Consider the following 23,802-nt stretch of genomic DNA (forward strand, 5'->3'; position numbering starts at 1 on the left):
CCTCCCCTCGCCTTCGCCCGCGCCCCCCCCCGCGGCGGGCGGGGGGGCGGCCCCGGGGGGGTGTTTGGGGGGGCGCGGGCGCCGCGGGGGGGGGCCCCCCCCCCACGTCCGAGCCGTCGCGTTCGCCCGAGCGTCATTCGACGAGGACGGGGCGCAGGCGTGCCGAGATCGCGAAGGCGGCGGCGACGACCAGCATGCCGACGCCGGCCCACAGGTTGGCGTTCACGTCGCCGGTCTTGGCCCGGTCCGCGGCGGTGTCCACGACGAGCCCCATGACGGTCAGGACGACGCCGTAGAAGCCGATGAGCCCGGCGATGACGACGCGGATGTCGAACGCGCCGGGCTTGCGGGGTGCGGGCTGGTCGTCGGTCATGTGCCGGTTCCCTTTCATCGGAAGATCACGTTGAGGGCGGTGACGAGCACCAGGGAGATGCCCGCCAGCTTGGCCGGCGCCCGGTACCAGGGCAGCCGGGTGGCGGCCGGGTCGGTGCGCCGGGCCTTGGGCGTCTCGGCGTAGACGAGCCCGCTCAGCTCGCCGGCCGGTTTCGGCGCGGTGACCAGGCTGACCAGGATGCTGACCGTGATGTCGGTGACGAACGCGACGCCCGCGGAGACGAAGGCGGCCCCCTGCCCGGGCAGCTCGATCAGGCCGGTCTCGTTGGCCAGCCACACGGCGATCGCGCCCAGCGTGCCGGACACCAGGCCGACCCAGCCGGCCGTCGCGGTCATGCGCTTCCAGAAGATGCCGAGGATGAACGTGGCGAACAGCGGGGCGTTGAAGAAGCCGAACAGGGTCTGCAGGTAGGTCATCAGGTTGCCGTAGCCGGCGGCGATGAACGCGGTGCCGATGGCCAGCACCGTCGCGCCGACCGTGGCCCACCGGCCGACCTTCAGGTAGTAGCCGTCGGAGCGGTCCTTGACCACGTACTGCTGCCACAGGTCGTAGCTGAAGACGGTGTTGAAGGCGGAGATGTTGGCCGCCATGCCGGCCATGAACGCGGCCAGCAGCCCGGTCAGCGCGAGGCCGAGCAGCCCCGTGGGCAGCGTGTCGCGGATGAGCAGCAGGATCGAGTCGTTGTAGGTGACCCCGGCGCCCGGGTCGCCGGCCTTGAGCCGCATCACCTCGGGCACCAGCACCCCGGCGATCATGCCGGGGATGACGACGATGAACGGGATGAACATCTTCGGGAACGAGGCGATGATCGGGGTGCTGCGCGCGGCCGTCATCGAGCTGGTGGCCATGGCCCGCTGGACCTCGACGAAGTTGGTGGTCCAGTAGCCGAAGGAGAGCACGAAACCCAGCCCGAACACGATGCCGACCACGGACAGGACCGGGTTGGCGAACCCGGCCAGCTCGGTGCCCGGCCAGGAGCTGAGCTCCTGGGCACCGCCGCCCGTGGCGTTGCGCACCCGGTCGATCAGGCCGCCGACACCGCCGACGCGGTGCAGCCCGATGAGGGTGAGCGGCAGCAGCGCGGCGACGATGACGAAGAACTGCAGCACCTCGTTGTAGATGGCGGCCGACAGCCCGCCCAGGGTGATGTAGCTGAGCACGATCACGGCGGCGAGGATCAGGGCCACCCACAGCGGCCAGCCGAGCAACCCGTTGACCACGGTGGCCAGCAGGAACAGGTTGATCCCCGCGATCAGCACCTGGGCGAGCGCGAAGGTGATCGCGTTCACCAGGTGCGCGCCCGGGCCGAAGCGGCGGCGCATGAACTCCGGGACGCTGCGCACCTTCGACCCGTAGTAGAAGGGCATCATGACGATGCCGAGGAACAACATGGCCGGGACGGCGCCGATCCAGTAGTAGTGCATGGTCGGCATGCCGTACTCGGCGCCGTTGGCCGACATCCCGATGACCTCGACGGCGCCCAGGTTGGCCGAGATGAAGGCCAGCCCGGTGATCCAGGCCGGCAGCGACCGCCCCGACAGCAGGAAGTCGAGGCTGCTGGAGACCCGCCGGCGCGCGGCCACCCCGACCAGCAGGACGACGGCGAAGTAGACGAAGATCAGCGCGTAGTCGACGAGTCCTGCGCCGATCCTCAAGGGGTTGTCCACGGGGGTTTCTTCCTTTCCGGACGCTTACGGGCGCGACTCCGGCGGCACGTAGTCGAAGGTGGGGCCGGCCACGGTGCCGTCCTCGTCGGGCAGCGACATCAGGGCGGCGGCCTGGCCCTTGAGCGCGAACATGGTGCCGACGGCGGTGCCGAGCAGTTTCGGGTCGCCGTCGAAGGCCTGCTCCAGCTGGTTCAGCAGGGCGCAGTAGGTGCGGTTGAACTCCTCCTGCGCCGTGCGGACGGCGCTGCCGGGGGCGTGGTCGGACAGCCGCGGGTTGGGCCGCATCGGGCGGACGGCGGACAGGTTCACCGAGATCCGCTCGCCGGTGGGGCCGGACCGCGGGGTGTCTCCGCGCTGGTAGCGGCGCCCCAGCTTGAGCTCCTGGAGGCGGTAGTAGTGGGCGACCTCGTCCCGTTCGGGGTGGAAGATGTCCTGGTCGCCGTCCCAGACCTGGCCCCTGGCCGTGCCCTCGCCCTGCTCGACGATCTCCTCCAGCGCTCCCAGGGCCGACTCCAGGTCGTCCACCGCGAACAGATTGCCCGCGGTGTGCCGGAAGTGGGTGCCGGCCACCTGGCGGGCAGGGTCGCCGCAGAAGACCTCCCGCTCGCCGAGCTGCTCGCACAGGTGGCGCAGCCCCTGCTCGATCGCGTCGTAGAACTGCCCGATCGTCTCGTAGCCGTCGCCTTCCGCCGGTGCGCCGGGCGGCGCCGGCTGTTCCAGGCGCAGGAACATCTCCAGCGCCGCGGGCCCGAACGGGAGCAGCGACAGCTCCAGGGAGCTGTGCGGCAGCCGCCGGGGATGGGGCGGCAGCATCCCCGGGAAGTCCAGGCGCGGCCGGCCGCCGACGGCGTTGAGCAGGTTCGCGGCCAGCGCCAGGTGCAGCATCTCCTCGGCGAAGACGCTGCCCACCACCTCCACCGCCTCGGGGTTGCGCTCCGGGTCCAGCGAGTACAGCGCGCACAGGTACGGCGGCAGCGTCGCCTGTTCCAGCTCGATCGCCCACTGCAGGTGCTCGCGGAGGCTGTCGAGGGTGTCGATCCGGGCGGGCCCGGGGGCGGCGACGCTTTCCAGGTTCTTCATCGGTGTCCTGTTCCTTGTCAACGGGATGGGTCAGGCCGTGGCCGGCCCCTGGCGGGTCCGGATCCGGCGGCGCTCCTCGGGGGTGGTGCCGCCCCACATGCCGTCCGGTTCGCCGGTGCGCAGCGCCCAGTCGAGGCAGATCGCCTGGACGGGGCAGCTCCGGCAGATGCGCCGTGCCTGCTCCTGGTCCTGTCCGGCATGGTCGTCCCAGGTGATCGGGAAGAACAGGCCGGGGTCCGCGTCCTGGCAGGCGGCGCGGGCGGTCCAGCGCAGAGGTGATCGGGGCTCATGAATCTGCTGGACGGTCATGGTCTCCGCCTCGTAATGACGGGTGGCGCTGCCAGTGCTCCTCGAGGGCGATCGCGACCTGCTGCGGTCGCTGCAGCAGCGGCCAGTGGTTGCAGTCGACGAACTTGATCACGCGTTCCGCCCGGACGGCCCGGCCCAGCTCGTCGGCGAACTCGACCGGGCAGGCGGGATCGCGCGAGCCCCAGATCACCAGGCTGGGCGCGGTCACCTTCGCCAGCTCGGGCTCCCACTCGGCGCCCATCCGCAACGCGGAGCGGTAGAGCCTGAGGATGCTGTCCTTCATCGGCGCGTCCACCTGCCGCACCATCTCCTCGGCCAGGCCGGCCGGGACCTCGAAACCGGTGACCAGGTCGGCCGCGAAGCCTTGCGGGGTCAGCTCGGCCATGAAGCGGTCGCCCTCGACCTGGTCCTGCCAGATTTTGGCCAGCGGGTGCCACGCGTAGCGGGCGCTGATCGGGCCGTTGCCGCCCGCCCAGGTGCGTACCAGGTCGGGGCGCAGGGACGCGACCCGGGCGGTGAGGATGCAGCCCCAGTCGTGGCCGACCAGGTCGACCGGCTCCCCGACCCCCTCCAGGCGGTCGATCAGCCAGTCGGCGTACTCCTCCTTGGTGCTGCCGAAGCCGTCAGGGCGGGGGGCGCCGAAGCCTGGCAGGTCCCACGCCTCCACGTCGGTACGCTCCAGGTACCGGCGCACGCCCGCCCAGACGCGGTGGGTGTCGGGGACGCCGTGGATGAGGATCGCGGGCACGGCGGCGTCACTTCCGCGCGCGGCCGGCGTCGTCGAGGTCGTCCCCGGCGCGCAGCGCGGCCTTGAGCACCTCGATGGCCTGGGCGGTGGCGGCGCGCGCGGCGCAGGTGTCGCGCACGGGGTTGAGCATCATGAAGTCGTGCAGCGTGCCGTTGTACCGGACGCTGGTGGTCGGCACGCCGGCGGCCGTGAGGCGGCGGGCGTAGGCCTCGCCCTCGTCGCGCAGCACGTCGTTCTCGTCGACGACGACGAACGCGGGCGGCAGCCCCGCCAGGTCCTCCAGCGTGGCGCGCAGCGGGGAGGCGGTGATCTCGGCGCGCTGGGCGGGGTCGGTGGTGTAGGCGTCCCAGAACCAGGCCATCGCCCTGGCGGTCAGGTGGGGGCCGTCGGCGAACTGGCGGTAGCTGCCGGTGTCCTGGCCGGCGTCGGTGACCGGGTAGTACAGCGACTGGTGCACGAAACGCACGTCGCCCCGCTGCTTCGCCATGATCGTCAGCGCCGCGGTCATGTTCCCGCCGACGGAGTCGCCCGCCACGGCCAGCCTGGTCGCGTCCAGGCCCTCCCCCGCGCCCTCCTTGGTGATCCACTGGGCGGTCGCGTACGCCTGCTCGATCGCCACCGGGTAGCGCGCCTCGGGCGAGCGGTCGTACTCCACGAACACCACCGCCGCGCCCGTCCCGACGGCCAGCTCCCGCACCAGCCGGTCATGGGTGCCCGCGTTGCCCAGCACCCAGCCGCCACCGTGCACGTAGAGCACGGCAGGCAGCACGCCCGCGGCGCCGTGGGGCCTGACGATCCGGACCCGCACGTCACCGACCCCGGCGGGCACGATGATCCACTTCTCGTCCACGTCCGGCATGGCCACCGGGCCGGACTGCACGCCGTCCAGCAGCCTGCGGGCGCCTTCCGTGCCGAGCTCGTACACGAACGGGGGCTTGGCCGCCGCCTCCGCGAACTCCTGCGCCGCCGGCTCCAGAACGTAGTCGCTCATGGTCTTCCTCTCGCTGGTGACCGGCCCCTCGGCCGGTCCTCGCCACCTTGGACCGGACGGCGGCCACGGTTCGTGACACCGGGCCGGGGGAAGGAAACGGCCAGGCGACAGCTCTGGGACTGCTCCGGCGGCGCGGTCTTGCCGATTCCCGCCTCAGCGCCCAGGATGAGCACCGAGCTCGTGGCCGCCCCGCACCGCCGCCACGGGCCGGCCCGGGCTCCCGCACCAGGCCCGCCGCGCGAGACCGGGGCCCCAGGGGTTCCTCCCCTGGCCCGGCAGGCGTCCTGACCAGGCGATTCCTCGGTCACCAGCCGGTGGCCCCGCGCTCCCCCCGGGCCCCCTAGGGGCCCCGGGGTACCCGGGCCAGGGTGCCGGACCACGGGGTTCCCAGGGCGCGATGGAGGGGTCCGGACAGCGACCGTGATCGCAGTGGCATCCGCCGGATGCCGGCTGTGAACGGAGTTGAGACCGTGACCATGAACCTGTTGGAGTCGTGCAGAGACCACGGCGAGCAGATCGGCGACCGGCCGGTCGGCGGGTGGGACGGAGCCGCCGCCACGTTCGTCAGCGCCGCACCCCGGCTCTACGCGATCGGTCTGCGCGTCCTGCAGGACGTGGGCGAGGCCGAGGACGTGGTGCAGGAGACGTGGCTGCGCTGGTCCCGCGCCAACCGCTCGATCGTCGTCAGCCCGGCCGCGTTCCTCGCGCTGACCACCACGAGGCTGGCCATCAACGTCACCCAGTCGGCCCGCAAGCGCCGTGAGACCTCCGCCGGGCCCTGGCTTCCCGAGACGCCGGACCACTCGGTCAGCCCCGAGACGGCGGCCGAGCGGCACGAGGCGGTCGACAGCGCGATCAGGCTGCTGCTGGAGAGGCTGACGCCCGCCGAGCGAGCGGTCTACCTCCTGCGGATCGCCTTCGACTACCCCTACCGCCAGATCGGCGAGATCCTCCACCTGACCGAGGACCACACGCGGCAGCTCCTGCGGCGCGCCCGCCAGCACCTCGACACCGGGCGCAGCCACCCGGTGAGCGCCACCGCGCACCAGCGCCTCGTACGGACGTTCCTCACCGCCTCGCAGACCGGCAGCCTCGCCGACCTGGAAGGGCTGCTCGCCGCCGACGTCGCCCGCTAGCGGCGCCGACGCCTGGCGGCCGCCCGCCTCGTGGCGGCGGCCGGCGACACGCACGCGGCCCCGATCGGCCGCGACCACGGCTGCCACGCCCGCCCAGGGCCTCGCGAGCGGCAGCGTCAGGACCACGACGGCACGACGTCCCAGAGCCGCGACGGGGAGACGACAGGCTCCGGGACGACCAGCACAGACGCCCCCACAGCAGCGCGGCCCAGGCCGGCGCATACACCCCCCACAGCAGCGCCCCCCGGCCCGGCCCAGCGCATGCACCCCTACAGCAGCGCGGCCCAGGGCCACTGACGACACCGCGACCGCGTGCCCGGCGCCGGGAGCCGCCTGGGCCCGGAAACGCCGAAGTGGCCGTACCCCCACTGGCAGGACCGATGACGGCGCGGTCATGGAAACCCTCTGCCGCCGGTCCGAGGAAGTACGGCCACCCACCCACCAGGCCGGCGCTTGCGATCCGGGACAGCGCTGCCCGCGCACAGCGGCACGCGGCCCGCGGCTCTGTCCCGCCGCGGGCCGCGTACCGCCGGATCAGCCGCCCGCGTGGCGGACGGCTTCCAGGATGGTCTCCGTCACGGCGCCGGGCTGGGAGGCGGCGAGCGCGTGGGAGGCGCCGGGGATCTCCCGGGTGCCACGCGAGCCGGCACGCTCGGCCATGAAGCGCAGCGCCTCCGCCGGGATGTTGAGGTCGCGCTCGCCGTGCACGAACCAGGACGGGATGGTGCGCCAGGCGGGCTCCTCCGCCGGCTCGTCCCGCAGCGCCCGCTCGGTCACCGGCCGCTGGGTCGCGGCCATCAGCGCGGCCTCGCCGGCGTCCAGGTCGGCGCAGAACTGGTGGTGGAACTTGCCGGGGTCGATGCGGAACTCGTTGCCGCCGGACGCGAGCGGGTAGGCGACCAGCGCGTCGCCCAGGGTGCCGCCCTCGAACTTCGCCGACAGCAGGAAGGCGCTCTCGCCCTGCTCGGGAGCGAAGGCGGCGACGTAGACCAGGGCCCGCACGGCGGGGTCGCCGGCCGCCGCCCGGCTGATCACCATGCCGCCGTAGGAGTGGCCGGCCAGGACGACGGGCCGCCCGAGGCCGGCGATCACGTCGCGCACGTACGCGGCGTCGCCCTCGACGTCGCGCAGCGGGTTGGCCACGGCGACCGCCTCCAGCCCATGGCCGTGCAGGCGTTCGATGACCCGGTTCCAGGATGCCGATTCCGCGAAGGCGCCGTGCACCAGCACGACGACGGGCTGCTCGGTCATGAGATCGTTCCTTCTCTCGTGGTGGGGTTGGTGATCGGGGAGGGCTCCTCACGGAAGCCGATCTCCCGGTGGGTGCCGTCGCACAGCGGCTTGTTGCCGGAATGGCCGCAGCGGCACAGCGTCATCCGGTTGCGGGTCTCCAGCGGACGTCCGTCCGACCGCATGACCGGCACCTTGCCGGTGACCCAGAGCGCGCTGGCCAGCCCGTCCTCCTCCTCCAGGACCGAGACGGCCTGCGGGAGGTCGGGCTCGATCGTCTCGCCGCCGCGTTCGAGCGCGTAGCTGTAGGAGCCCGACGGGCAGTGGTCGATGCGGCCCATGACGTTCGAGCGCACGTCGCTGTCGCCGGTGTCGGCCAGCATGGCGGCGATCGGCCTGGTGCGGCCGATGCAGAAGGCGGCGTGGATGCACAGCTCGCCCACCCGTTGCGCCGAGATGCCGACCCCGTCGTGCACGTGCTGCAACTCCTGGTACGGGCGCATGACCGGGCTCTCCGTGCCGTCGAACCCGATCAGAGCGTGCGTCCCGTCGCAGAACGGCTTGGCGCCCGAGTGGCCGCACCGGCACAGCGCGTAGGTCTCCTCGGTCTCCAGCGGCTCGCCGGTCTGCCAGGTGAGCGCGTCGTTCCCGGAGGAGACGATCTTCCGCTTGCGCCGCAGCGGGACGCCGCCGTACACGACGTACGGGCCGTCGCGCAGGACGACGATGCGCCGCTCGTCGCCGACGCTCCACCGGCGGCGTTCCGGCGCCACGTAGCCGAAGGTGGGGCCGGCGCCCGCCTCCATCAGCGCCAGGGCCTGGGCCTTGAGCGCGTACATGGTGCCGGTGGCGACCGCGAGCAGCCTCGGGTTGCCGTTGAACGCCCGCTCCAGCAGGTGCAGGACGGCGCAGTAGGTGTGGTCGAACTCCTCCTGGGCCCTGCGGGTCGCGCTGCCGGGCTCGGCCGGCCGCGGGTTGGGCGGCATCGGGCGCACACCGGCCGGATCGACCAGGATCGGCTCGCCGGTGGGGCCGGTCTCCGGGGTGTCGCCGCGCTGGTAGCGCCGGCCGGACCTCAGCTCCTGGAACCGGTAGTAGTGGGCGACCTCATCCCGTTCCGGGTGGAAGACGTCCTTGTCGCCGTCCCAGACCTCGCCGTGGGAGTTGCCCTCGCCCTGCTCGACGATCTCCTCCAGCGCCGCGAGCGCCGACTTCAGGTCGTGGACCGCGACGAGCCGGCCGGCGGTGTGCCGGAAGTGGCCGGCGTGCACCTGGCGGGCCGGGTCGCCGGAGAAGACCTCCCGCTCGCCGAGCCGGTCGCACAGGTGGCGCAGCCCCTGCTCGATCGCGGCGTAGAACTGGCCGATCGTCTCGTAGTCGTCGCCCTCCGGCGCGGCGCCCGGCGGTGCGGGCCGTTCGAGGCGCAGGAACATCTCCAGCGCGTCCGCGCCGAAGGGGACCAGCGACAGCTCCAGGGATCTGTCGCCGTGAGGCAGTCGCCGCGGATGGGGCGGGAGCATCCGCGGCGAGTCCAGGAGCGGCCGGCCGCCGACGGCGTTCAGCAGGTTCGCGGCCAGCGCCAGGTGCAGCATCTCCTCGACGAAGACGCTGCCCACGATCTCGGCGGCCTCCGGGTTGCGTTCCCGGTCCAGCGAGTACAGCGCGCACAGGTACGGCGGCAGCGTCGCGTGCTCCAGCTCGATCGCCCACTGCAGATGCTCGCGCAGGCTGTCGAGCGTGCCGATGCGCGCCTCACGCGACATGGTCGTCCGGCCGCGCGCCGTCCTCCAGCACCTCGACCGCGTCGAGCAGGCCCCGCAGGCCGATCTCCTCGCGTTCGGCGTCCGTCGGGTCGAACAGCCACTCGGTGACCGGCAGGCCGGCGACCTCCTCCGGGCGGCTGGCCTCGACCAGGGCCACCTCCGCCTCGACCTCGACCTCCAGCTCGTGCAGGAAGTCGTCCTCGCCGGTGTTCATCGTTCCTCCATACGGGCTCGGGTGGATGTCCGGCTGACCGCGTGGATCAGTCGCACGCTGATCTGGCCGGACGCGAACAGGTGGGTGAAGCGCTCACCCTGGTGGGCCGCCAGCGCGTAGGCCGGGTCGGCCCGGTGCCGGGTCGCGACGACCGCCGCCACCTGCTCGGCCCGTCGCGACCACGACAGCGGCGCCCGGCCGGGCCGGCCGGCCTGCTCGACGAGCTCGAACCCGGCGCCGGCGAGCAGCGTGCGCAGCTCGGGCTGGGTCGGGAAGTGGTTGCCGTCCGGAGCGGGCAGCGTGCGCCGGCCCCGGGCGACGACCACCAGCAGCCCCAGCGAGGCGCCGGGCCTCAGCACCCGGTGGATCTCCCTGAGCACCGCGGCCTTGTCCCGCACGGTGCACAACATCCCCAGGCACCAGGCGGCGTCGGCCGATCCCGTACGCAGCGGGATCCGCCGGCCGTCCCCCGCGATGACCGGCAGCCCGAACAGCCGGGCGGCGGCACGGCCCGCGGCCGGCATCGGCTCCAGCAGGATCGGCCGTACCCCGAACCGTTCGGCGGCCCAGGCCGCCGGCCCGCCCGCGCCGGCGCCCACGTCCAGCAGCGTCATGCCCGGGGACAGCTCGCACGCCTCGGCCAGCCAGGCCAGCGCGGCCGGGCTCGCGCTGCCGCGGCAGGTGGCCGGGATGGCGTGCCGCCGTCCGAGTTGCTCGACGGCCTCGGCGGTCCACCCGGCGACCTCGTCGAACTCGGCCACCATCGCCGGTGCGGTCACGGACCTACTTGCCCGTGCCGGAGCGGTCGAGCCAGTCGCGGTAGGTGATCGTGCCCAGCACGGCGCTGTCGTCGAGCGGGACCAGCGACCGCTCGCTCACCTCGCTGCCGAAGTAGCGCGCGTGCGGGTCGGTGACGACCTCGCGGGGGTCGCCCCAGGCGGCCAGCGCCTTGCGGAAGAACTCGTCCATCCGGTACTGCTGGGGCCCGGCGATCTCGACCCTGCCGTTCAGCGGCGTGCCGACCGCGGTCCTGCCGACCGCCTGGGCCACGTCGTCGCCCGCGATCGGCTGGAAGAGCACCGGCGCGATGTGCACCTTGCCGTCCACGGTGGCCTCGTCGGCGATGCCGCGGGCGAACTCGAAGAACTGGGTCGAGTGCACCAGCGAGAACGGGACCCCCGACTTCTCGATCAGCTGCTCCTGGGCGATCTTCGCCGCGAAGTAGCCGTTGTCGGGCATCCGCTCCGTGCCCACGATCGACACCGCGACGTGGTGGCCCACGCCCGCCGCCTTCTCGGCCTCCAGCAGGTTGCCCGTGGAGGTCTCGAAGAACTTCAGCACCGCGGCCCGCTCGAACGACGGCGAGTTCGACACGTCGACGACCACCTGCGCGCCCGCCAGCGCCTCGGCCAGGCCCTCCCCGGTCAGGGTGTTCACGCCGGTGTTCGGCGAGGCCGCGACCGCCTCGTGACCGTGCTCGCCCAGCTTCGCCACCAGCTTCGACCCGATCAGGCCGGTCCCGCCGATCACCACGATCTTCATGCGGATTCCTCTCTGTCCGCCGGGTCACCTCGTTGCCACCCGGTCGCCAGCTAAGACCGGACAGCCCCGCGCGCTCGTGACGGCTGCCGGGAAATTTCTCGGGGCCTATTCGCCTCCACCGGCCGGCGCGGGCCCGGCGGCCGGCGCGCCGACCCGGATGATCGCCACCGGGCAGCCGGCGTGGTGCAGGACGTTCTGGCTGACCGAGCCGTGCAGCAGCGCGCTGAGCTCGTGGCGGTGGTGTGAGCCGACCACGAGCAGGGACGCCTGCTCGGCGGCGTGCGTCAGCGCCTTGCCCGGGCGCCCGGCCAGGGTCTCCTGGTCGATCGTGACCGTGGGGAAGCGCTCCCGCCACCGGGCCAGGTCCTCCTCCGGCAGGGGCGGACGGTTCCGGTCCGCCGGTCCTCGCGTGCCGGCGCGCACCAGCATCAGGGGGTCGGCGGTCCTGGCGGCGTGCGCGCAGGCGAAGGCGAGCAGGTCCTCGCTCTCGCCGGGCTCGGCGATGCCCACCACCACGGGCCCGCCCGGCCGGGCGGAGCCGCGTACGACGACGAGGGGGCAGGCGGCCTCGGCCGCGAGCCGGGCGCCCACCGAGCCCAGCAGCAGGCCGCCGACCTCGCCGAGCCCGCGGCTGCCCACGACGAGCAGCTCCGCCTGCCGCGAGTGGTGCAGCAGCGCGGCCACCGGCTCGCCCTCCGGCAGCGCGGTCGTCACCTCGGCCTCGGGGGCGACCGCCCGGGCGCGGGCCCGCGCCGTTTCCAGGACGCGTTCGGCGGCGTGCTGGAGGCCGCCTTCCGGCGGCGCTCCCGGGGCGGGCCCCAGGGGCACGTTGAGCAGGGGCCAGATGAAGGCGTGCACGATCTGCAGCGGCCGCCGCCGGCGTGCGGCCTCGGCGGCGGCCCACTCCACGGCCCGCAGGCCGTCCTCGGAGTCGTCCACGCCTACGGTCACAGGGGTCATCTCGGTCGTTCCTTTCCCAGTTGCGTTGTCGGTCACCGGCTACTCGACGAGCTTCCCGGCGGTCGAGACCTCGCGCATCAGCGCCGCGATCTCGGCGGGAACCGGCGGGATCGCCTCGCGTTCCACCGCTCCCGGGCCGGACCACACGAGGTTGACCCGCAGCGCGGGGTCGAGCCTCGGGTGGTCGGAGCGGTTGTGGCAGCCGCGGGTCTCGCGCCGCTCCAGCGCGGTCTCGATCGTGGCGCGCGCGGCGAGCGCCGCCGACTTCAGGTCGAAGGCGTGCGCCAGGTCCTGGAAGCCGGCCAGGTCCGGGTGCACGCCCACGTCGGCGATGCGCGCCTCCACGGCGGCCAGCTCGTCCAGGCCCTTCAGCAGGCCGCTCTCGTCGCGTACGACGCCGGCGTGCTCGGTCATGATGTCGCGCAGGGCGCGTTGCAGCGCCCGCACGTTCTCGGGGCCGTCGGCGGCCAGGAGCTCGTCCATCTCCGCCCGTGCCGCCCCGACCGCCTCGGCCGAGCGGCGCTGGGCCTCCAGGCCCGCGGAGTGCTCGGCCGCCGCCTGCCCGGCGATACGGCCGTAGACCAGCAACTCGATGAGCGAGTTGCCGCCGAGCCGGTTGGCGCCGTGCAGGCCGCTGGCCGCCTCCCCGATCGCGTACAGGCCGTCGACCCCGGTGCCGTGGTCCTCGGGCCGCACCCAGACGCCGCCCATCGAGTAGTGCGCGGTCGGCGCGATCTCGATCGGCTGCCTGGTGATGTCGAGCATCTGCAGCTCCAGCAGCGTCTGGTAGACGCGGGGCAACCGCGTCATGATCGTCTCGCGTGGCAGGTGCGACACGTCCAGCCAGACGCCGCCGGCCGGGGTGCCGCGCCCCTCCTTGATCTCGGTGTACGCGGCCAGCGCGACGCGATCCCGCGTGGACAGCTCCATCCGCTCCGGGTCGTACCGCGCCATGAAGCGCTCTCCGAGCCCGTTGCGCAGGTGCCCGCCCTCGCCTCTGGCCGCTTCCGAGACGAGTGTGCCGGCCGCGCTCTCGGGCGCGATGAGGCCCGACGGGTGGAACTGCACGAGCTCGGCGTCCCTGATGCGGCAGCCGGCCAGGACCGCCAGGCGGAAGGAGTCGCCGGTGTTCTCGTCGCGCCGCGAGGAGGTGCGCCGCCAGATCCGGGTGTGCCCGCCGGTGGCCAGGATCACCGCGTCGGCGTGGATGACGTACCGGCTGCCGTCGGTCAGGTCGAAACCGTACGCGCCGAAGACCGCGCCGTCGCGGACCAGCAGGCGCGTGACGTACACGGTGTCGAGGACGGGGATCTCGAGCTGGGCCGCCCGGTTGATCAGGGTGCGCTGGATCTCCAGCCCGGTGTAGTCGCCGGCGTAGGCGGTGCGCCGGTAGCTGTGGGCGCCGAAGAAGCGCAGGGAGATCCGCCCGTCCGCCTCGCGCGCGAACGGCATCCCGTACCGCTCCAGGTCCTCGATCCCGCGCGCCGCCCCCTCGGTGACGATGCGCACGGTCTCCGGATGGGCGAGCAGGTAGCTCTCCTTGAGGGTGTCCGCCGCGTGCTGCTGCCAGCTGTCCTCGGGATCCATCGTGGCCAGCGCCGCGTTGATGCCGCCTGCCGCGAGCGTCGTGTGCGCGTCCGCCTTCGGCCGCTTGCCCACGGCCAGCACGCCGACCCCACGCTCGGCGAGCTCGATCGCGGCCCGCAGTCCGGCCCCTCCCGTGCCGATCACCAGGACTGGCGTGGCGATCCGGTTCTCCAGCGCATGCATCTCGTGTTCCTTCTGACCCGCGTCGGCGATAGCACTTCGGGAAGCAAGACCGGATGGCGGCGCGATTCGTGACGGCTTCGCCGTCCTGGAATGAATGTCACCCCTTCCGTGCTCCACCGAGTGCAGTCGTTCATGGAAGAAGGCGTTTCGCATGGCAGCGCAGGCCGACGCGGCCCGGCTCATCGTGCAGGCTCTGGAGGCGGAGGGCGTCGAGTACGTCTTCGGCATCCCGGGCGAGGAGAACATCCACTTCGTCGACGCGCTCAAGGACTCCTCGATCCGTTACGTGCTCGTCCGCCACGAGCAGGGCGCGGCGTTCATGGCGGAGATCTACGGCAGGCTGACCGGCAAGGCGGGCGTGGCGTCGGCCACGCTCGGGCCAGGGGCGATCAACCTGCAGCTCGGCGTGGCCGACGCCACCACCAACAGCACGCCGGTGGTGGCGATCACGGCGCAGGTCGGGCTCGACCGCATCTACAAGGAGTCGCACCAGGTGGTGGACCTGGTGTCGCTGTTCCGTCCGATCACCAAGTGGTCGGAGCTGGCCCCCTCGGCGCGGGCGCTGCCCGAGCTGATCCGCAAGGCGTTCAAGACCGCCCAGACCGAACGGCCGGGCGCCGTCTACCTGGCCATCCCCGAGGACGTCGAGTCCGCGCCCGTCCCCGGCGACCTGCGCCCGCTGCCGGTGAACGTGGTCCGCCCCCAGGACCCCTCCCCCGCCCAGATCGCCCGCGCCGCCGACATCCTGGCCACCGCGCGCAGGCCGATCGTGCTGGCCGGTCACGGCGCGACCCGGGCGGGGGCCGCGCAGGCGCTCGTCCGGTTCTCCGAGCGGCTGGGACTGCCGGTGGCGACCACGTTCAACGGCAAGGGGGTCTTCCCCGACGACCACCGGCACGCGCTGGGCGCGGTGGGTTTCATGCGGCACGACTACGTGAACTTCGGCTTCGACGAGGCCGACGTGCTGATCAGCGTCGGGTACGAGCTGCAGGAGTTCGACCCGGTCAAGATCAATCCGGAGCGGGACAAGAAGATCATCCACATTCACCGGTTCCCCGCCGAGGTGGACGACCACTACCCGGTGGCGGTCGGCGTGCACGGGGACATCTCGCGGTCGCTGCACGTGCTGGCGGACTCCGTGCACCGGCGGTTCGAGATCAACGGCACCGGCGAGAAGATCCGCCGCATGCTCCGGGAGGAGCTGGAGCAGGGCCGGGCCGAGGACGGGTTCCCGCTGTCGCCGCGGCGGGTGGTGGCCGACATCCGCGCGGCCATGGGGCGCGAGGACATCGTGCTGGCCGACACGGGCGCGGTGAAGATGTGGATGGCCCGCATGTATCCGACGTACGAGCCGAACACGATGCTGGTCTCCAACGGGCTGTCGTCGATGGGGTTCTCCGTGCCGGGCGCGCTGGCGGCCAAGCTCGCCCATCCGCGGCGGCGGGTGCTGGCCGCCACGGGCGACGGGGCGTTCCTGATGAACTCGCAGGAGCTGGAGACGGCCGTGCGGGAGCGCATCCCGTTCGTGGTGCTGGTGTGGGTGGACGGCGCGTACGGGCTGATCGAGTGGAAGATGGACCTGGAGCTGGGACGAAACTCCAACGTGGCGTTCGGCAACCCCGACTTCGTCAAGTACGCGGAGAGCTTCGGGGCGCGCGGCTACCGGATCGGCAGCGCGCAGGAGTTGCTGCCGACGCTGCGCAAGGCGCTGGCCGAGGACGTGGTGTCGGTGATCGCGGTGCCGGTGGACTACTCCGCGAACCTGGAGCTGACCGACAAGCTGGGCGAGCTGACCGGGCCCTTCTGAGCGGCCCTCGACGCGACCTGTCCGAGCGGCGGCCTGGGCGGGCTCGCCCGGTCCTTCTAAGATCGTGGGGGTGAGCCTGCCTGCCGTGTCCATGCCGGGAGCGCTGCCGGTCGAGCCGGCGCGCGACCCGTACCACGTCTACCTCGACTCCCTGACCAGCCCCGAGTCACGGCGCACGATGCGCGGCTGCCTCGATCGGCTGGCCCGCCTGCTGACCGGTGACGACAGCGCGACGGGGGCGGGGCAGCCGTGGCACCTGCTGCGGTACGAGCACACCGTGCGGATCCGTACGATGCTCACCGACCAGGGCTGGTCGGCGGCGTACGTGAACAAGCACCTGGTGGCGCTGCGCCGGGTGCTGAAGGAGGCGTGGCGGCTGGGGCAGACCAGCGCCGAGGACCTCGCCCGCGCCTCCGACCTGGCCCCGGTGCGGCAGAGCCGCCTGCCCGCCGGGCATCACGTGCCGCCCGAGGTGGTGGGTGCGGCGCTGTCGGCGTGCGACGACTCGCCCGCCGGGGTGCGCGACGCGGCGCTGATCGCCGTTCTGTACTCGACCGGCTGCCGCCGTGCCGAGCTCGGCGGGCTGACGCTGGCCGACTACGATCCGGGGTCGCGCTCGCTGCGGGTGCGCGGCAAGCGTGACAAGGAGCGGCTGGTCTACCTGACGACGGACGCGATCGGGCTGGTGGAGCGGTGGCTGGCGGTGCGCGGCGGCGTGCCGGGTGCGCTGTTCAGCCCGATCAGCAAGGCGGGGCGGCTGCGTACGCGTGACGGGCGGCCGGTGGGGCTGACCGGGCAGGGCATCGCCGACATCCTGACCCGGCGCTTCGGGGAGGCGGGGGCGGCGCGGCGCACGGCGCACGACTTCCGCCGTACGTTCATCGGCGAGCTGCTGGACGCCGGGGTGGACCTGGCGACGGCGCAGGCCCTCGTGGGGCACGCCTCGCCGGCCACCACGGCCCGCTACGACCGCCGCCCGGAGCGCACCCGCCGCGAGGCCGTCGACCGCCTCCGCCTCCCGGCCGCCCGTCCTCTCGCCTGACCGTCCGGCCGGCGACACCGCCTCACCAGGCGCCCCTCGTCCGGTCGCCTGAACTGCGAGGCCGTCGCGTCGGCGGCACCTCGCCGCGTCCCTCCAGCCCTGCTCCACACCGTGGCGCGCATCCCACCTGGCCCCTCGCCGCACGATGGTGCGCCCTTCCAGACCTCTCGCCGCACTGCGGTGGGGCCCTGGGCGTCCTCGCCGAAGGGCGGTGGGAGGGGGCCGTGCGGTGGCGCGTCCGGCGGGTGGTGCCGCTCCGGCGCGGGCGGGTGGCCGGGCCGGAGCGGTTCGCCTGCGGGGGTCAGCCCGCCAGGCGGGGCACGATGCCGGAGCTGTGCAGGCGCTCGCGGGCGGCCGCGATGGCCTCGTCGGTCGTGGCGAACACCTGACCGGCCTGGTCCAGCCGGGCGATCACTCCGAGCGCCTCCAGCGGCTGGTGGTGCCCGTCGGGGATGCCCGACACGTACACCATGATTCCTCGCCCTTCGAGCCGTTCGATGGTGTCGGCGAGCACCTTGGCCCCGCTGGCGTCGATGGTGGTGACCAGGCGCATGCGCAGCACCACCACGGACACGCCGGTCACCTCTGACAGATCCATCAGGAGCCGGTGGGCGGCGGCGAAGAACAGCGGCCCGTCCAGCCGGTAGGTGACGATGTGCTCGGCGAGCAGGGCGTGCTCGTCCTCGGTGTGCTGCGGCTGCAGGTCGTGGCGGAGCGGCTCCCGGTAGAAGCGCACGTTCCGCGCGATCGCCCGCAGCGCCAGCGCCCCCGCGACGACCAGGCCGAGGATGACGGCCACAACGGTGTCGAGCGTCAGCGTGGCGACGGCGGTCAGCACGAGCACCGCCGCGTCGCTCCTGGTCGAGCGCCACATGGCGCGTACGGAGTCGCGCTCGACCATGCGGATGGAGGTCGCCAGCAGCACCCCGGCCAGGGCCGCGAGCGGGATCTTGGACACCAGCCCGGCGGCGGTGTAGACGATGGCGCCCAGGATCAGCGCGTGGGACAGCGCCGCGAGCCGGGAGGTCGCCCCGGAGCGGACGTTGACGGCGGTCCTGACGATGGCACCGGTGCCGGGCATGCCGCCGAACATCGGGGTGACGAGGTTGGCGATGCCCTGGCCGAACAGCTCCCTGTCGGGGTCGTGCCGGTGCCGTCCGGTCATGTTGTCGGCCACGGTGGCCGACAGCAGCGATTCCAGCGAGGCCAGCGCGGCCACCGCGATGGCGGGGGCGATGAGGGACGGCAGCACGTCGAGGTCGAGGAAGGCCAGCGACGGTGCGGGCAGCCCCTGCGGCAGGTGGCCGATCCTGGCCAGCGGCAGCTCGGCCAGCTCCGCGACGACGGTGGCGACGACCACGGCCAGCAGCGAGAACGGCACGTTCGGCCGCAGGGTCGCGCCCACCAGCAGCGCCGCCGCCACGATGAAGGTGACCGACATGGCCCACCAGTGCGGCCTGGCGAGGAAGTCGATGACGGCGTGCCAGGCCACGACCGCGACCTTGTCGCTGTCGTGCGGGGGGACGCCGAGCGCGTGCGGGATCTGCTGCATTCCGATCACGCCGGCCATGCCGACGGTGAAGCCGGCGACGACGGGCGCGGGGACCAGGGACATGTAACGTCCGGCCCGCGCCAGGGCGAGCATGACGAGCAGCGTTCCGGCCAGCAGCCCGACGGTGAGCACGCCGGTGGCGCCGTGCTCGCTCATGATGGGCATGAGCACGACGGTCATCGCGCCGCTGGTGCCCGACACCTGCAGCGCCGAGCCGCCGAACAGCGCGGCCAGCGATCCGGCGACCACCGCGGTGGCCAGGCCGGCGGCGGCGCCGAGGCCGGAGGAGACGCCGAATCCGAGTGCCAGCGGCAGCGCGACGATCGCCACCGTCAGGCCGGCCAGGAGGTTGTTGCGGGGCTGGTGGCGCATGGCGGCCAGCGCGGCCCGTTCGGGCAGCACCGACCGGATGTGGCCCCAGCCCGCGGCGATCACGCCCATCACGTTGTGTCACCGATCGAATCGGTACGGTGACCGTGCATACTCATGAAAGGTCCGTTCACCACCACTCCTTCTAGGTAAAGACAACCCCGTCTTGTCCCAAATTGCATAAATTTGCAATTCGTTAAGGGGTTGTCAGGATAACAACTTCACCCCCTCCCACCTGCTTAAACTCCCTTGATCACGCGATATTCGCCACGCGTGAAATCGGGCCAATGCTTGAAAAGCGCGATGGAATCAGGCGGGCAGCATGGCGAAGCCCTGCTCCGCCGCGCGCACAGCCTCCGCCTCGACCTCGGCGATCGGCCGCCCGTCCGCCAGCAGTCGCCAGTTGCGCCGGGCCAGCACCCGCTGCGTGGCCACCACCTGCCCGGCCAGCAGCCGTGCCGTGAGCTCGTCGGCCGTCTCCGCGAGCGCCTCGGCCAGGGCCTCCTCGTCCCGCGCCATGTGCTGGTGCAGCCGCGCCAGCAGGCTGGACGCGCCGGAGAACACCATGCGGTGGTAGGCCACCACCTCGGGGTCGTCGTTGAGCCCGGTGACCGGGTCGTGCCGGGCCAGGCCGTCGAGGAAGTGGCGGCGCAGCGCCCGCACCGGCCGCTCCCCCGCGGCCCGCTCCCGCACCACCCGGGCCGACTCGCCGAGGTGGTCGGCGATCCGGTGCAGGACGAGGTCCTCCTTGGTCGCGAAGTACTTGAACAGTGTCGGCTTGGACACCCCGGCCGCCGCCGCGACCTCCGCGACGGACACCTCGTCGAAGCCGCGCTCCAGGAAGAGCGTGATGGCCGCGGTGGAGATGGCCTCGTGTACGCGCCGCCGTTGCAGCTCCCGCAGTCCCGTCATGAGCACACTCTAGCAAAGTGTTAACCTAGTTAAGTTCTTAACCGAGTTAACACTTCTGGGAGGTGTGATGGCCACGCTCGACGACGAGCGGGAGTACGTCGAACGCTGCAGGGCCGGCCTGCGCAGGATGCTGGAGGGCGCGCGGGACAACGTCATCGTCGGTGAGACCGTGGCCGGCGACCGCTACAGCGCCGAACGCCTGGGCCGGCACCTCAAGAGCCTGGCCAAGGAGCTGAGCGAGGAGCCCGAGGGCCCGCCGTTCTTCGGGCGGCTGGACTTCGGCCCGGGCTCCGCCGAGCACGCGGGACGGGCGTACCACATCGGCCGCCGGCACATCAGCGGCGAGCACGGCGGCCCGCCCGTGGTGATCGACTGGCGCGCGCCGGTCTCACGGGCCTTCTACCGGGCCGGCGCCCGCGATCCGCAGGGCGTCGACGTGCGCCGCCGTTTCGGCTGGTCGGGCACCACCCTCACCGGCTTCGAGGACGAGCGGCTCTCGCGCGGCGAGGAGGGCGAGAGCAGGATCCTCGCCGCCGAGATCGAGCGCCCCCGCGTCGGCCCCATGCGCGACATCGTCGCCACCATCCAGCCCGAGCAGGACGACCTCGTCCGCGCCGAGCTGGACACCTCGATCTGCGTGCAGGGCGCCCCCGGCACCGGCAAGACGGCGGTCGGCCTGCACCGGGCCGCGTACCTGCTCTACGCCCACCGCCAGCGCCTCCAGCGCGCCGGCGTGCTCGTGCTCGGCCCCAACCGGGCCTTCCTGGACTACATCTCGGCGGTGCTGCCGGCGCTCGGCGAGGTGGACGTCGAGCAGACGACACTGGAGCGGCTGCTGGCCACCGTCCCCGTCACGGCGGCGGACGACGAGGCGACGGCCGTGATCAAGCACGACGCCCGCATGGCGCAGGTGCTGCGCGCGGCCCTGTACGGGCGGATCGCCAAGCCGGTCGAGCCGGTCGCGGTGCCCGACGGCTCCTACCGGTGGCGGGTGCGGGAGGACGAGCTGCGCCGCGTCGTGGACGACACCCGGCGCGAGTCCCTCCCCTACGGCACCGGCCGCGAACGCGTCAGGGCACGGGTGGTCGAGTCCATCCGCCGCCAGGCAGAGGCCCGCAGGCAGACGGCCGACGCGGCCTGGCTGCGCAAGATCGGCCGCGGCGTCACCCCGTGGCTCGACCAGGTCTGGCCGGCCGTCAAGCCGGAGGAGGTCCTGTACGAGCTGCTGCGCGGCCCCGCGCCGGACGGCCGCGACCCGGCGCGCGGCCTGCTGACGGACGCCGAGAGGGCGGCCCTGACCTGGAGCAAGCCGCCGCGCAGCGCCAAGAGCGCGAAGTGGTCGGCGGCCGACCTGGTGCTGCTGGACGAGCTCGGCTCGCTGATCGAGCGCCCGCGCGGCTACGGGCACGTGATCGTGGACGAGGCCCAGGACCTGTCGCCGATGGAGTGCCGCGCGGTGGCCAGGCGCAGCGAGCACGGCTCGCTGACCGTGCTCGGCGACCTGGCGCAGGGCACCACGTCGTGGGCGGCCACGTCCTGGCCGGAGCGCCTGGGGCTGCTCGGCAAGCCCGGCGGCGAGGTCATCGCGCTCACCACCGGGTTCCGCGTCCCGGCGGCCGTGGTGGAGCTGGCCAACACGCTGCTGGCGGCGCTGGAGGTGGAGGTGCCCGCGACGCGCTCGTACCGCTCCGACGGGCGGCTGCGGGTGACGGAGGTGCCCGTGCTCGAGAAGGGGGTGGTGGAGGCTGTGCGCGAGGCGTTCGGGTTCGAGGGCTCGATCGGGGTGATCACGGCGGACGCCGGCGTGGAGGCGATCACCGCCGCGCTGTGGAACGAGGGCCTCGACGTGAGCGGCCGGCTCAGTGTCATGCCGGCCTCGATGTGCAAGGGCCTGGAGTACGACCACGTCGTCGTGGCCGAGCCGGCGGCCATCGCCGAGGCCGAGCGGCGTGGGCTCAACCGCCTGTACGTCGCCCTGACCCGCGCCGTCTCCCGTCTCGACGTCGTGCACGCCCGGCCCCTTCCGCCGCAGCTCGCCCGCCCATCCTGAGATGGGCACACGCCTCGACACGGGCCTCTCGTCCGGTGTGTGATGTGTGCACCCTCCGAGAGGAGCCCGCGCGTGTCCTCCTCACCCGACTCCGTCGACCCGTCCGACGGGAGCAAGCCGACCCCCGCAGGCGGCACGCCCGACCGGAACGACCCGGCCGCCGCAGACAGCGCACCCGACCGGAACGACCCGCTCACCGTGAGCGGCGCGCCTGGCCGGAGCGAGCCGGCCGCCGCAGGCAGTACGCGCGACCGGAGCGAGCCGCTCACCGTGGGCGGCGCGCCCGACCGGAGCAACCGGACCGGTGCCGGCGACGCGGCCCGACGCGGCGACGCCGCCGAGCCCGAGGACGCGGGTGACCGGCCGCATCGGACCACGACGCCGATGTCGCGGGTGCCGAGGGCGCCGCGGGTGCTGGATCAGGTCCCGTCGGTCATCGGGTTCGTCTGCGGCGTGGTGGCCGTGCTCTACCTGCCGGTCCTGTTCGGCCTGGCGGGGGTCGTGCTGGGAGTCGTGGGTCACGCCCGCGGCGAGCCCCTGGGCCGGTGGGCCGCCATCACCGCGGGCACGGGGATGTTGCTCGGCACGCTGCTCAGCATCCTGCTCACCCCGAGGTGAGCCCTCAGGTGGTGGCCGGCCCTGGGCCGGGGGGCGGGCCGCGCGGGGAGGTACGGCTGCCGCGCACCACGGCGTGAGATCCTGGAACGATGCTGACGCCGATCGACACGCTGCGCGAGCAGGTCACCGCCCGGCTGGCCGCCTTCGAGCGCAGACAGGTCCCGCCGGCCGGTGGGGTGCGCAGGGCCGGCGTCACCGTGTGCGTGCTGGAGGATGCCGAGGCCAGCCCGTACGTGGTCGTGATCAGGCGGGCCGCGCGCGGCCGCAACCCGGGGCAGTGGGCGCTGCCCGGCGGGCGTGCCGACGACGGGGAGCGGCCGGAGGAGGCGGCGCTGCGCGAGCTGGCCGAGGAGACCGGCGTCACGGGGGTCGAGGTGGCCGGCCTGCTCGACGACTTCGTCACCGACTCGGGGTTCGTGATCACGCCGGTGGTGGCGTTCGGCGGCCGTCAGGAGCCGGTGCCGGACCCGCGGGAGGTGGCCTCGGTGCACGCGGTGCCGCTGGAGCGTTTCCTGGCGCCGGGGGTGCCGCGCTGGCGGGGCGAGCTGCTGCAGATGCCGCTGGGGCCGTCCATCGTGATCCACGCGCCGACGGGGGCCATCCTGTGGCAGTTCGCCGAGGTGGCGCTGCGGGGGCGGGAGCAGCGGGTCTTCGACGTGGCGCAGCCGCACTGGACCAGGACATGAGCCGGTAAAGCCGGGCCCATGAGGTAGGCGCGATTACCTTCAGGGGCGGACGGTGTGCTTAACTCAAGATTGCCGATGTGGTTAGTGTCCCCCGGGCCGCAAATTACCGCCTTCACGGAATACCGTTCGGCTGGAGCCGTGTTGTGCACCTCGCCGAGGAGGCGACCGCCACATCGGCCTAACAGCTTTTCCCAGGCGCCCCGCCGCACCGGCGGGGCGCCTGCTCTATGGTGGGGTGGCCGCTGGCCCGATGATCAGGAGAGCTCGTTGCTGTACGAAGTGGTCAAGTTCGCCGCCGCGCCGCTGACGAACGCGATGTGCAGGCCGCACATCTCGGGCGCGGCCCACGTTCCGAGGAGCGGGCCCGCGATCCTGGCCGTCAACCACCTGTCGGTGCTCGACTCGTTCCTGCTCCCGGCGCTGCTGCCCAGGCACGTGACGTTCACCGCCAAGAACGAGTACTTCGACGGCAACCCCGTCTCCGGGTTCTTCATGCGGCTGGGCGGGAGCCTGCCGATCGACCGGGAGAGCGCGCACGCCGCGCAGGCCATGCTCGACGACGCCGCCGCGCTGCTGGAGCGGGGCGAGCTGTTCGGCATCCACCCCGAGGGCACCCGCTCCCCCGACGGCCGCCTGTACCGCGGCAAGATCGGGGTGGCCTGGCTGGCGCTCAAGACCGGCGCCCCGGTGCTGCCGGTGGCGCTGAGCGGCACCGACAAGGTCCTGCCTTACGGGGCGAAGGTGCCCAGGCCGGCACGGATCGGCATCTCCATCGGGGCGCCGATGCGGTTCGAGGGCGACCACGCCAACGCGCGTGACCGGCGGCGGGTGACCGACGAGATCATGGCGGCGATCCAGAAGCTGTCCGGCCAGGAGTACGTGCCGACGTACGCGGCCAGTTACAAGGCTTCGAATGGAATGCCCTGATTCGGACGCTAGGCTCGGACACCTGTCGTCGAGAA

General features: G+C 73.0%; 22 protein-coding genes. 7 read left to right on the forward strand and 15 right to left on the reverse strand.

Going from position 1 to position 23,802, the window contains the following annotated elements:
- Positions 1–133: 133 nt before the first annotated feature.
- From AB0I79_RS48860 to AB0I79_RS48885, 6 genes are read right to left on the reverse strand one after another with little or no spacing between them, the layout of a single operon-like run.
- Positions 134–373 carry a hypothetical protein gene (locus tag AB0I79_RS48860; RefSeq protein ID WP_357889147.1) on the reverse strand — a complete coding sequence of 80 codons (240 nt, stop codon included), beginning with the start codon at positions 371–373 and terminating at the stop codon, positions 134–136.
- Positions 374–387: 14 nt separating this feature from the next.
- Positions 388–2,061: a sodium:solute symporter family protein gene (locus AB0I79_RS48865; RefSeq protein ID WP_357889150.1), complete on the reverse strand. Its 1,674-nt coding sequence runs from the start codon at positions 2,059–2,061 to the stop codon at positions 388–390.
- Between the two features lie 24 nt (positions 2,062–2,085).
- Positions 2,086–3,141, reverse strand: a complete 1,056-nt coding sequence (locus AB0I79_RS48870; protein WP_357889153.1) for a ferritin-like protein — start codon at positions 3,139–3,141, stop codon at positions 2,086–2,088.
- 30 nt (positions 3,142–3,171) lie between these two features.
- Positions 3,172–3,450 (reverse strand): WhiB family transcriptional regulator, encoded by a 279-nt coding sequence (locus AB0I79_RS48875; RefSeq protein ID WP_357889157.1) that lies wholly within the window; start codon positions 3,448–3,450, stop codon positions 3,172–3,174.
- Positions 3,428–4,198, reverse strand: a complete 771-nt coding sequence (locus tag AB0I79_RS48880) for an alpha/beta hydrolase (protein ID WP_357889160.1) — start codon at positions 4,196–4,198, stop codon at positions 3,428–3,430. Before AB0I79_RS48880 ends, AB0I79_RS48875 begins: the two co-directional genes overlap by 23 nt.
- Before the next feature lie 7 nt (positions 4,199–4,205).
- A complete protein-coding gene (locus tag AB0I79_RS48885; protein ID WP_357889163.1) occupies positions 4,206–5,189 on the reverse strand; it encodes an alpha/beta hydrolase in 984 nt (327 codons plus the stop codon).
- 476 nt (positions 5,190–5,665) lie between these two features.
- On the opposite strand from AB0I79_RS48885, the gene AB0I79_RS48890 reads away from it, so the two are divergent.
- Positions 5,666–6,325: a sigma-70 family RNA polymerase sigma factor gene (locus tag AB0I79_RS48890; RefSeq protein ID WP_357889439.1), complete on the forward strand. Its 660-nt coding sequence runs from the start codon at positions 5,666–5,668 to the stop codon at positions 6,323–6,325.
- A 534-nt stretch (positions 6,326–6,859) separates the two neighbouring features.
- Here AB0I79_RS48890 and AB0I79_RS48895 read toward each other — a convergent pair.
- The 7 genes from AB0I79_RS48895 to AB0I79_RS48925 form a co-directional block, all read right to left on the reverse strand.
- Positions 6,860–7,576 (reverse strand): alpha/beta hydrolase, encoded by a 717-nt coding sequence (locus AB0I79_RS48895; protein WP_357889165.1) that lies wholly within the window; start codon positions 7,574–7,576, stop codon positions 6,860–6,862.
- Positions 7,573–9,318: a ferritin-like domain-containing protein gene (locus AB0I79_RS48900; RefSeq protein ID WP_357889168.1), complete on the reverse strand. Its 1,746-nt coding sequence runs from the start codon at positions 9,316–9,318 to the stop codon at positions 7,573–7,575. Before AB0I79_RS48900 ends, AB0I79_RS48895 begins: the two co-directional genes overlap by 4 nt.
- Positions 9,308–9,532: a hypothetical protein gene (locus tag AB0I79_RS48905; protein ID WP_357889171.1), complete on the reverse strand. Its 225-nt coding sequence runs from the start codon at positions 9,530–9,532 to the stop codon at positions 9,308–9,310. Before AB0I79_RS48905 ends, AB0I79_RS48900 begins: the two co-directional genes overlap by 11 nt.
- Complete coding sequence (locus AB0I79_RS48910; protein ID WP_357889174.1) at positions 9,529–10,311, reverse strand: methyltransferase domain-containing protein; 783 nt, start codon at positions 10,309–10,311, stop codon at positions 9,529–9,531. Before AB0I79_RS48910 ends, AB0I79_RS48905 begins: the two co-directional genes overlap by 4 nt.
- 4 nt (positions 10,312–10,315) lie before the next feature.
- The gene (locus AB0I79_RS48915; protein WP_357889177.1) at positions 10,316–11,074 is read right to left on the reverse strand and encodes an SDR family oxidoreductase; all 759 of its coding nucleotides are present in this window, start codon (positions 11,072–11,074) and stop codon (positions 10,316–10,318) included.
- Positions 11,075–11,179: 105 nt separating this feature from the next.
- Positions 11,180–12,034 carry a universal stress protein gene (locus tag AB0I79_RS48920; protein WP_357889180.1) on the reverse strand — a complete coding sequence of 285 codons (855 nt, stop codon included), beginning with the start codon at positions 12,032–12,034 and terminating at the stop codon, positions 11,180–11,182.
- Positions 12,035–12,073: 39 nt separating this feature from the next.
- The gene (locus AB0I79_RS48925) at positions 12,074–13,804 is read right to left on the reverse strand and encodes an FAD-binding protein (RefSeq protein ID WP_357889183.1); all 1,731 of its coding nucleotides are present in this window, start codon (positions 13,802–13,804) and stop codon (positions 12,074–12,076) included.
- A gap of 151 nt (positions 13,805–13,955) precedes the next feature.
- Here AB0I79_RS48925 and AB0I79_RS48930 point away from each other — a divergent pair, with 151 nt between their 5' ends.
- Positions 13,956–15,611, forward strand: coding sequence for an acetolactate synthase large subunit (locus AB0I79_RS48930; RefSeq protein WP_357889186.1), 1,656 nt, complete (start codon positions 13,956–13,958; stop codon positions 15,609–15,611).
- A 70-nt stretch (positions 15,612–15,681) separates the two neighbouring features.
- Complete coding sequence (locus AB0I79_RS48935) at positions 15,682–16,653, forward strand: tyrosine-type recombinase/integrase (protein WP_357889189.1); 972 nt, start codon at positions 15,682–15,684, stop codon at positions 16,651–16,653.
- A gap of 301 nt (positions 16,654–16,954) precedes the next feature.
- Here the strand turns inward: AB0I79_RS48935 and AB0I79_RS48940 are convergent, their stop codons facing one another.
- Positions 16,955–18,646: a SulP family inorganic anion transporter gene (locus AB0I79_RS48940; protein ID WP_357889441.1), complete on the reverse strand. Its 1,692-nt coding sequence runs from the start codon at positions 18,644–18,646 to the stop codon at positions 16,955–16,957.
- 237 nt (positions 18,647–18,883) lie between these two features.
- Positions 18,884–19,486: a TetR family transcriptional regulator gene (locus AB0I79_RS48945; RefSeq protein ID WP_357889191.1), complete on the reverse strand. Its 603-nt coding sequence runs from the start codon at positions 19,484–19,486 to the stop codon at positions 18,884–18,886.
- Positions 19,487–19,553: 67 nt separating this feature from the next.
- Here AB0I79_RS48945 and AB0I79_RS48950 point away from each other — a divergent pair, with 67 nt between their 5' ends.
- The 4 genes from AB0I79_RS48950 (at position 19,554) to AB0I79_RS48965 (ending at position 23,767) form a co-directional block, all read left to right on the forward strand.
- A complete protein-coding gene (locus tag AB0I79_RS48950; RefSeq protein WP_357889194.1) occupies positions 19,554–21,536 on the forward strand; it encodes an ATP-binding domain-containing protein in 1,983 nt (660 codons plus the stop codon).
- A 72-nt stretch (positions 21,537–21,608) separates the two neighbouring features.
- Positions 21,609–22,154, forward strand: coding sequence for a hypothetical protein (locus AB0I79_RS48955; protein ID WP_357889197.1), 546 nt, complete (start codon positions 21,609–21,611; stop codon positions 22,152–22,154).
- A gap of 89 nt (positions 22,155–22,243) precedes the next feature.
- Complete coding sequence (locus AB0I79_RS48960; RefSeq protein ID WP_357889200.1) at positions 22,244–22,840, forward strand: CoA pyrophosphatase; 597 nt, start codon at positions 22,244–22,246, stop codon at positions 22,838–22,840.
- Positions 22,841–23,107: 267 nt separating this feature from the next.
- Positions 23,108–23,767, forward strand: coding sequence for a lysophospholipid acyltransferase family protein (locus AB0I79_RS48965; RefSeq protein ID WP_357889203.1), 660 nt, complete (start codon positions 23,108–23,110; stop codon positions 23,765–23,767).
- Positions 23,768–23,802: the final 35 nt, after the last annotated feature.

This window comes from Nonomuraea sp. NPDC050202 (assembly GCF_040656115.1).
Taxonomy (GTDB): Bacteria; Actinomycetota; Actinomycetes; order Streptosporangiales; family Streptosporangiaceae; genus Nonomuraea.

Bases quoted from the DNA above. Each gene is read 5' to 3' on its own strand.
- AB0I79_RS48860 (WP_357889147.1), bottom strand. From the start codon at position 373: ATGACCGACGACCAGCCCGCACCCCGCAAGCCCGGCGCGTTCGACATC.
- AB0I79_RS48870 (WP_357889153.1), bottom strand. From the start codon at position 3,141: ATGAAGAACCTGGAAAGCGTCGCCGCCCCCGGGCCCGCCCGGATCGAC.
- AB0I79_RS48875 (WP_357889157.1), bottom strand. From the start codon at position 3,450: ATGACCGTCCAGCAGATTCATGAGCCCCGATCACCTCTGCGCTGGACC.
- AB0I79_RS48885 (WP_357889163.1), bottom strand. From the start codon at position 5,189: ATGAGCGACTACGTTCTGGAGCCGGCGGCGCAGGAGTTCGCGGAGGCG.
- AB0I79_RS48890 (WP_357889439.1), top strand. From the start codon at position 5,666: ATGAACCTGTTGGAGTCGTGCAGAGACCACGGCGAGCAGATCGGCGAC.
- AB0I79_RS48895 (WP_357889165.1), bottom strand. From the start codon at position 7,576: ATGACCGAGCAGCCCGTCGTCGTGCTGGTGCACGGCGCCTTCGCGGAA.
- AB0I79_RS48900 (WP_357889168.1), bottom strand. From the start codon at position 9,318: ATGTCGCGTGAGGCGCGCATCGGCACGCTCGACAGCCTGCGCGAGCAT.
- AB0I79_RS48905 (WP_357889171.1), bottom strand. From the start codon at position 9,532: ATGAACACCGGCGAGGACGACTTCCTGCACGAGCTGGAGGTCGAGGTC.
- AB0I79_RS48915 (WP_357889177.1), bottom strand. From the start codon at position 11,074: ATGAAGATCGTGGTGATCGGCGGGACCGGCCTGATCGGGTCGAAGCTG.
- AB0I79_RS48920 (WP_357889180.1), bottom strand. From the start codon at position 12,034: ATGACCCCTGTGACCGTAGGCGTGGACGACTCCGAGGACGGCCTGCGG.
- AB0I79_RS48925 (WP_357889183.1), bottom strand. From the start codon at position 13,804: ATGCATGCGCTGGAGAACCGGATCGCCACGCCAGTCCTGGTGATCGGC.
- AB0I79_RS48930 (WP_357889186.1), top strand. From the start codon at position 13,956: ATGGCAGCGCAGGCCGACGCGGCCCGGCTCATCGTGCAGGCTCTGGAG.
- AB0I79_RS48940 (WP_357889441.1), bottom strand. From the start codon at position 18,646: ATGGGCGTGATCGCCGCGGGCTGGGGCCACATCCGGTCGGTGCTGCCC.
- AB0I79_RS48945 (WP_357889191.1), bottom strand. From the start codon at position 19,486: ATGACGGGACTGCGGGAGCTGCAACGGCGGCGCGTACACGAGGCCATC.
- AB0I79_RS48950 (WP_357889194.1), top strand. From the start codon at position 19,554: ATGGCCACGCTCGACGACGAGCGGGAGTACGTCGAACGCTGCAGGGCC.
- AB0I79_RS48960 (WP_357889200.1), top strand. From the start codon at position 22,244: ATGCTGACGCCGATCGACACGCTGCGCGAGCAGGTCACCGCCCGGCTG.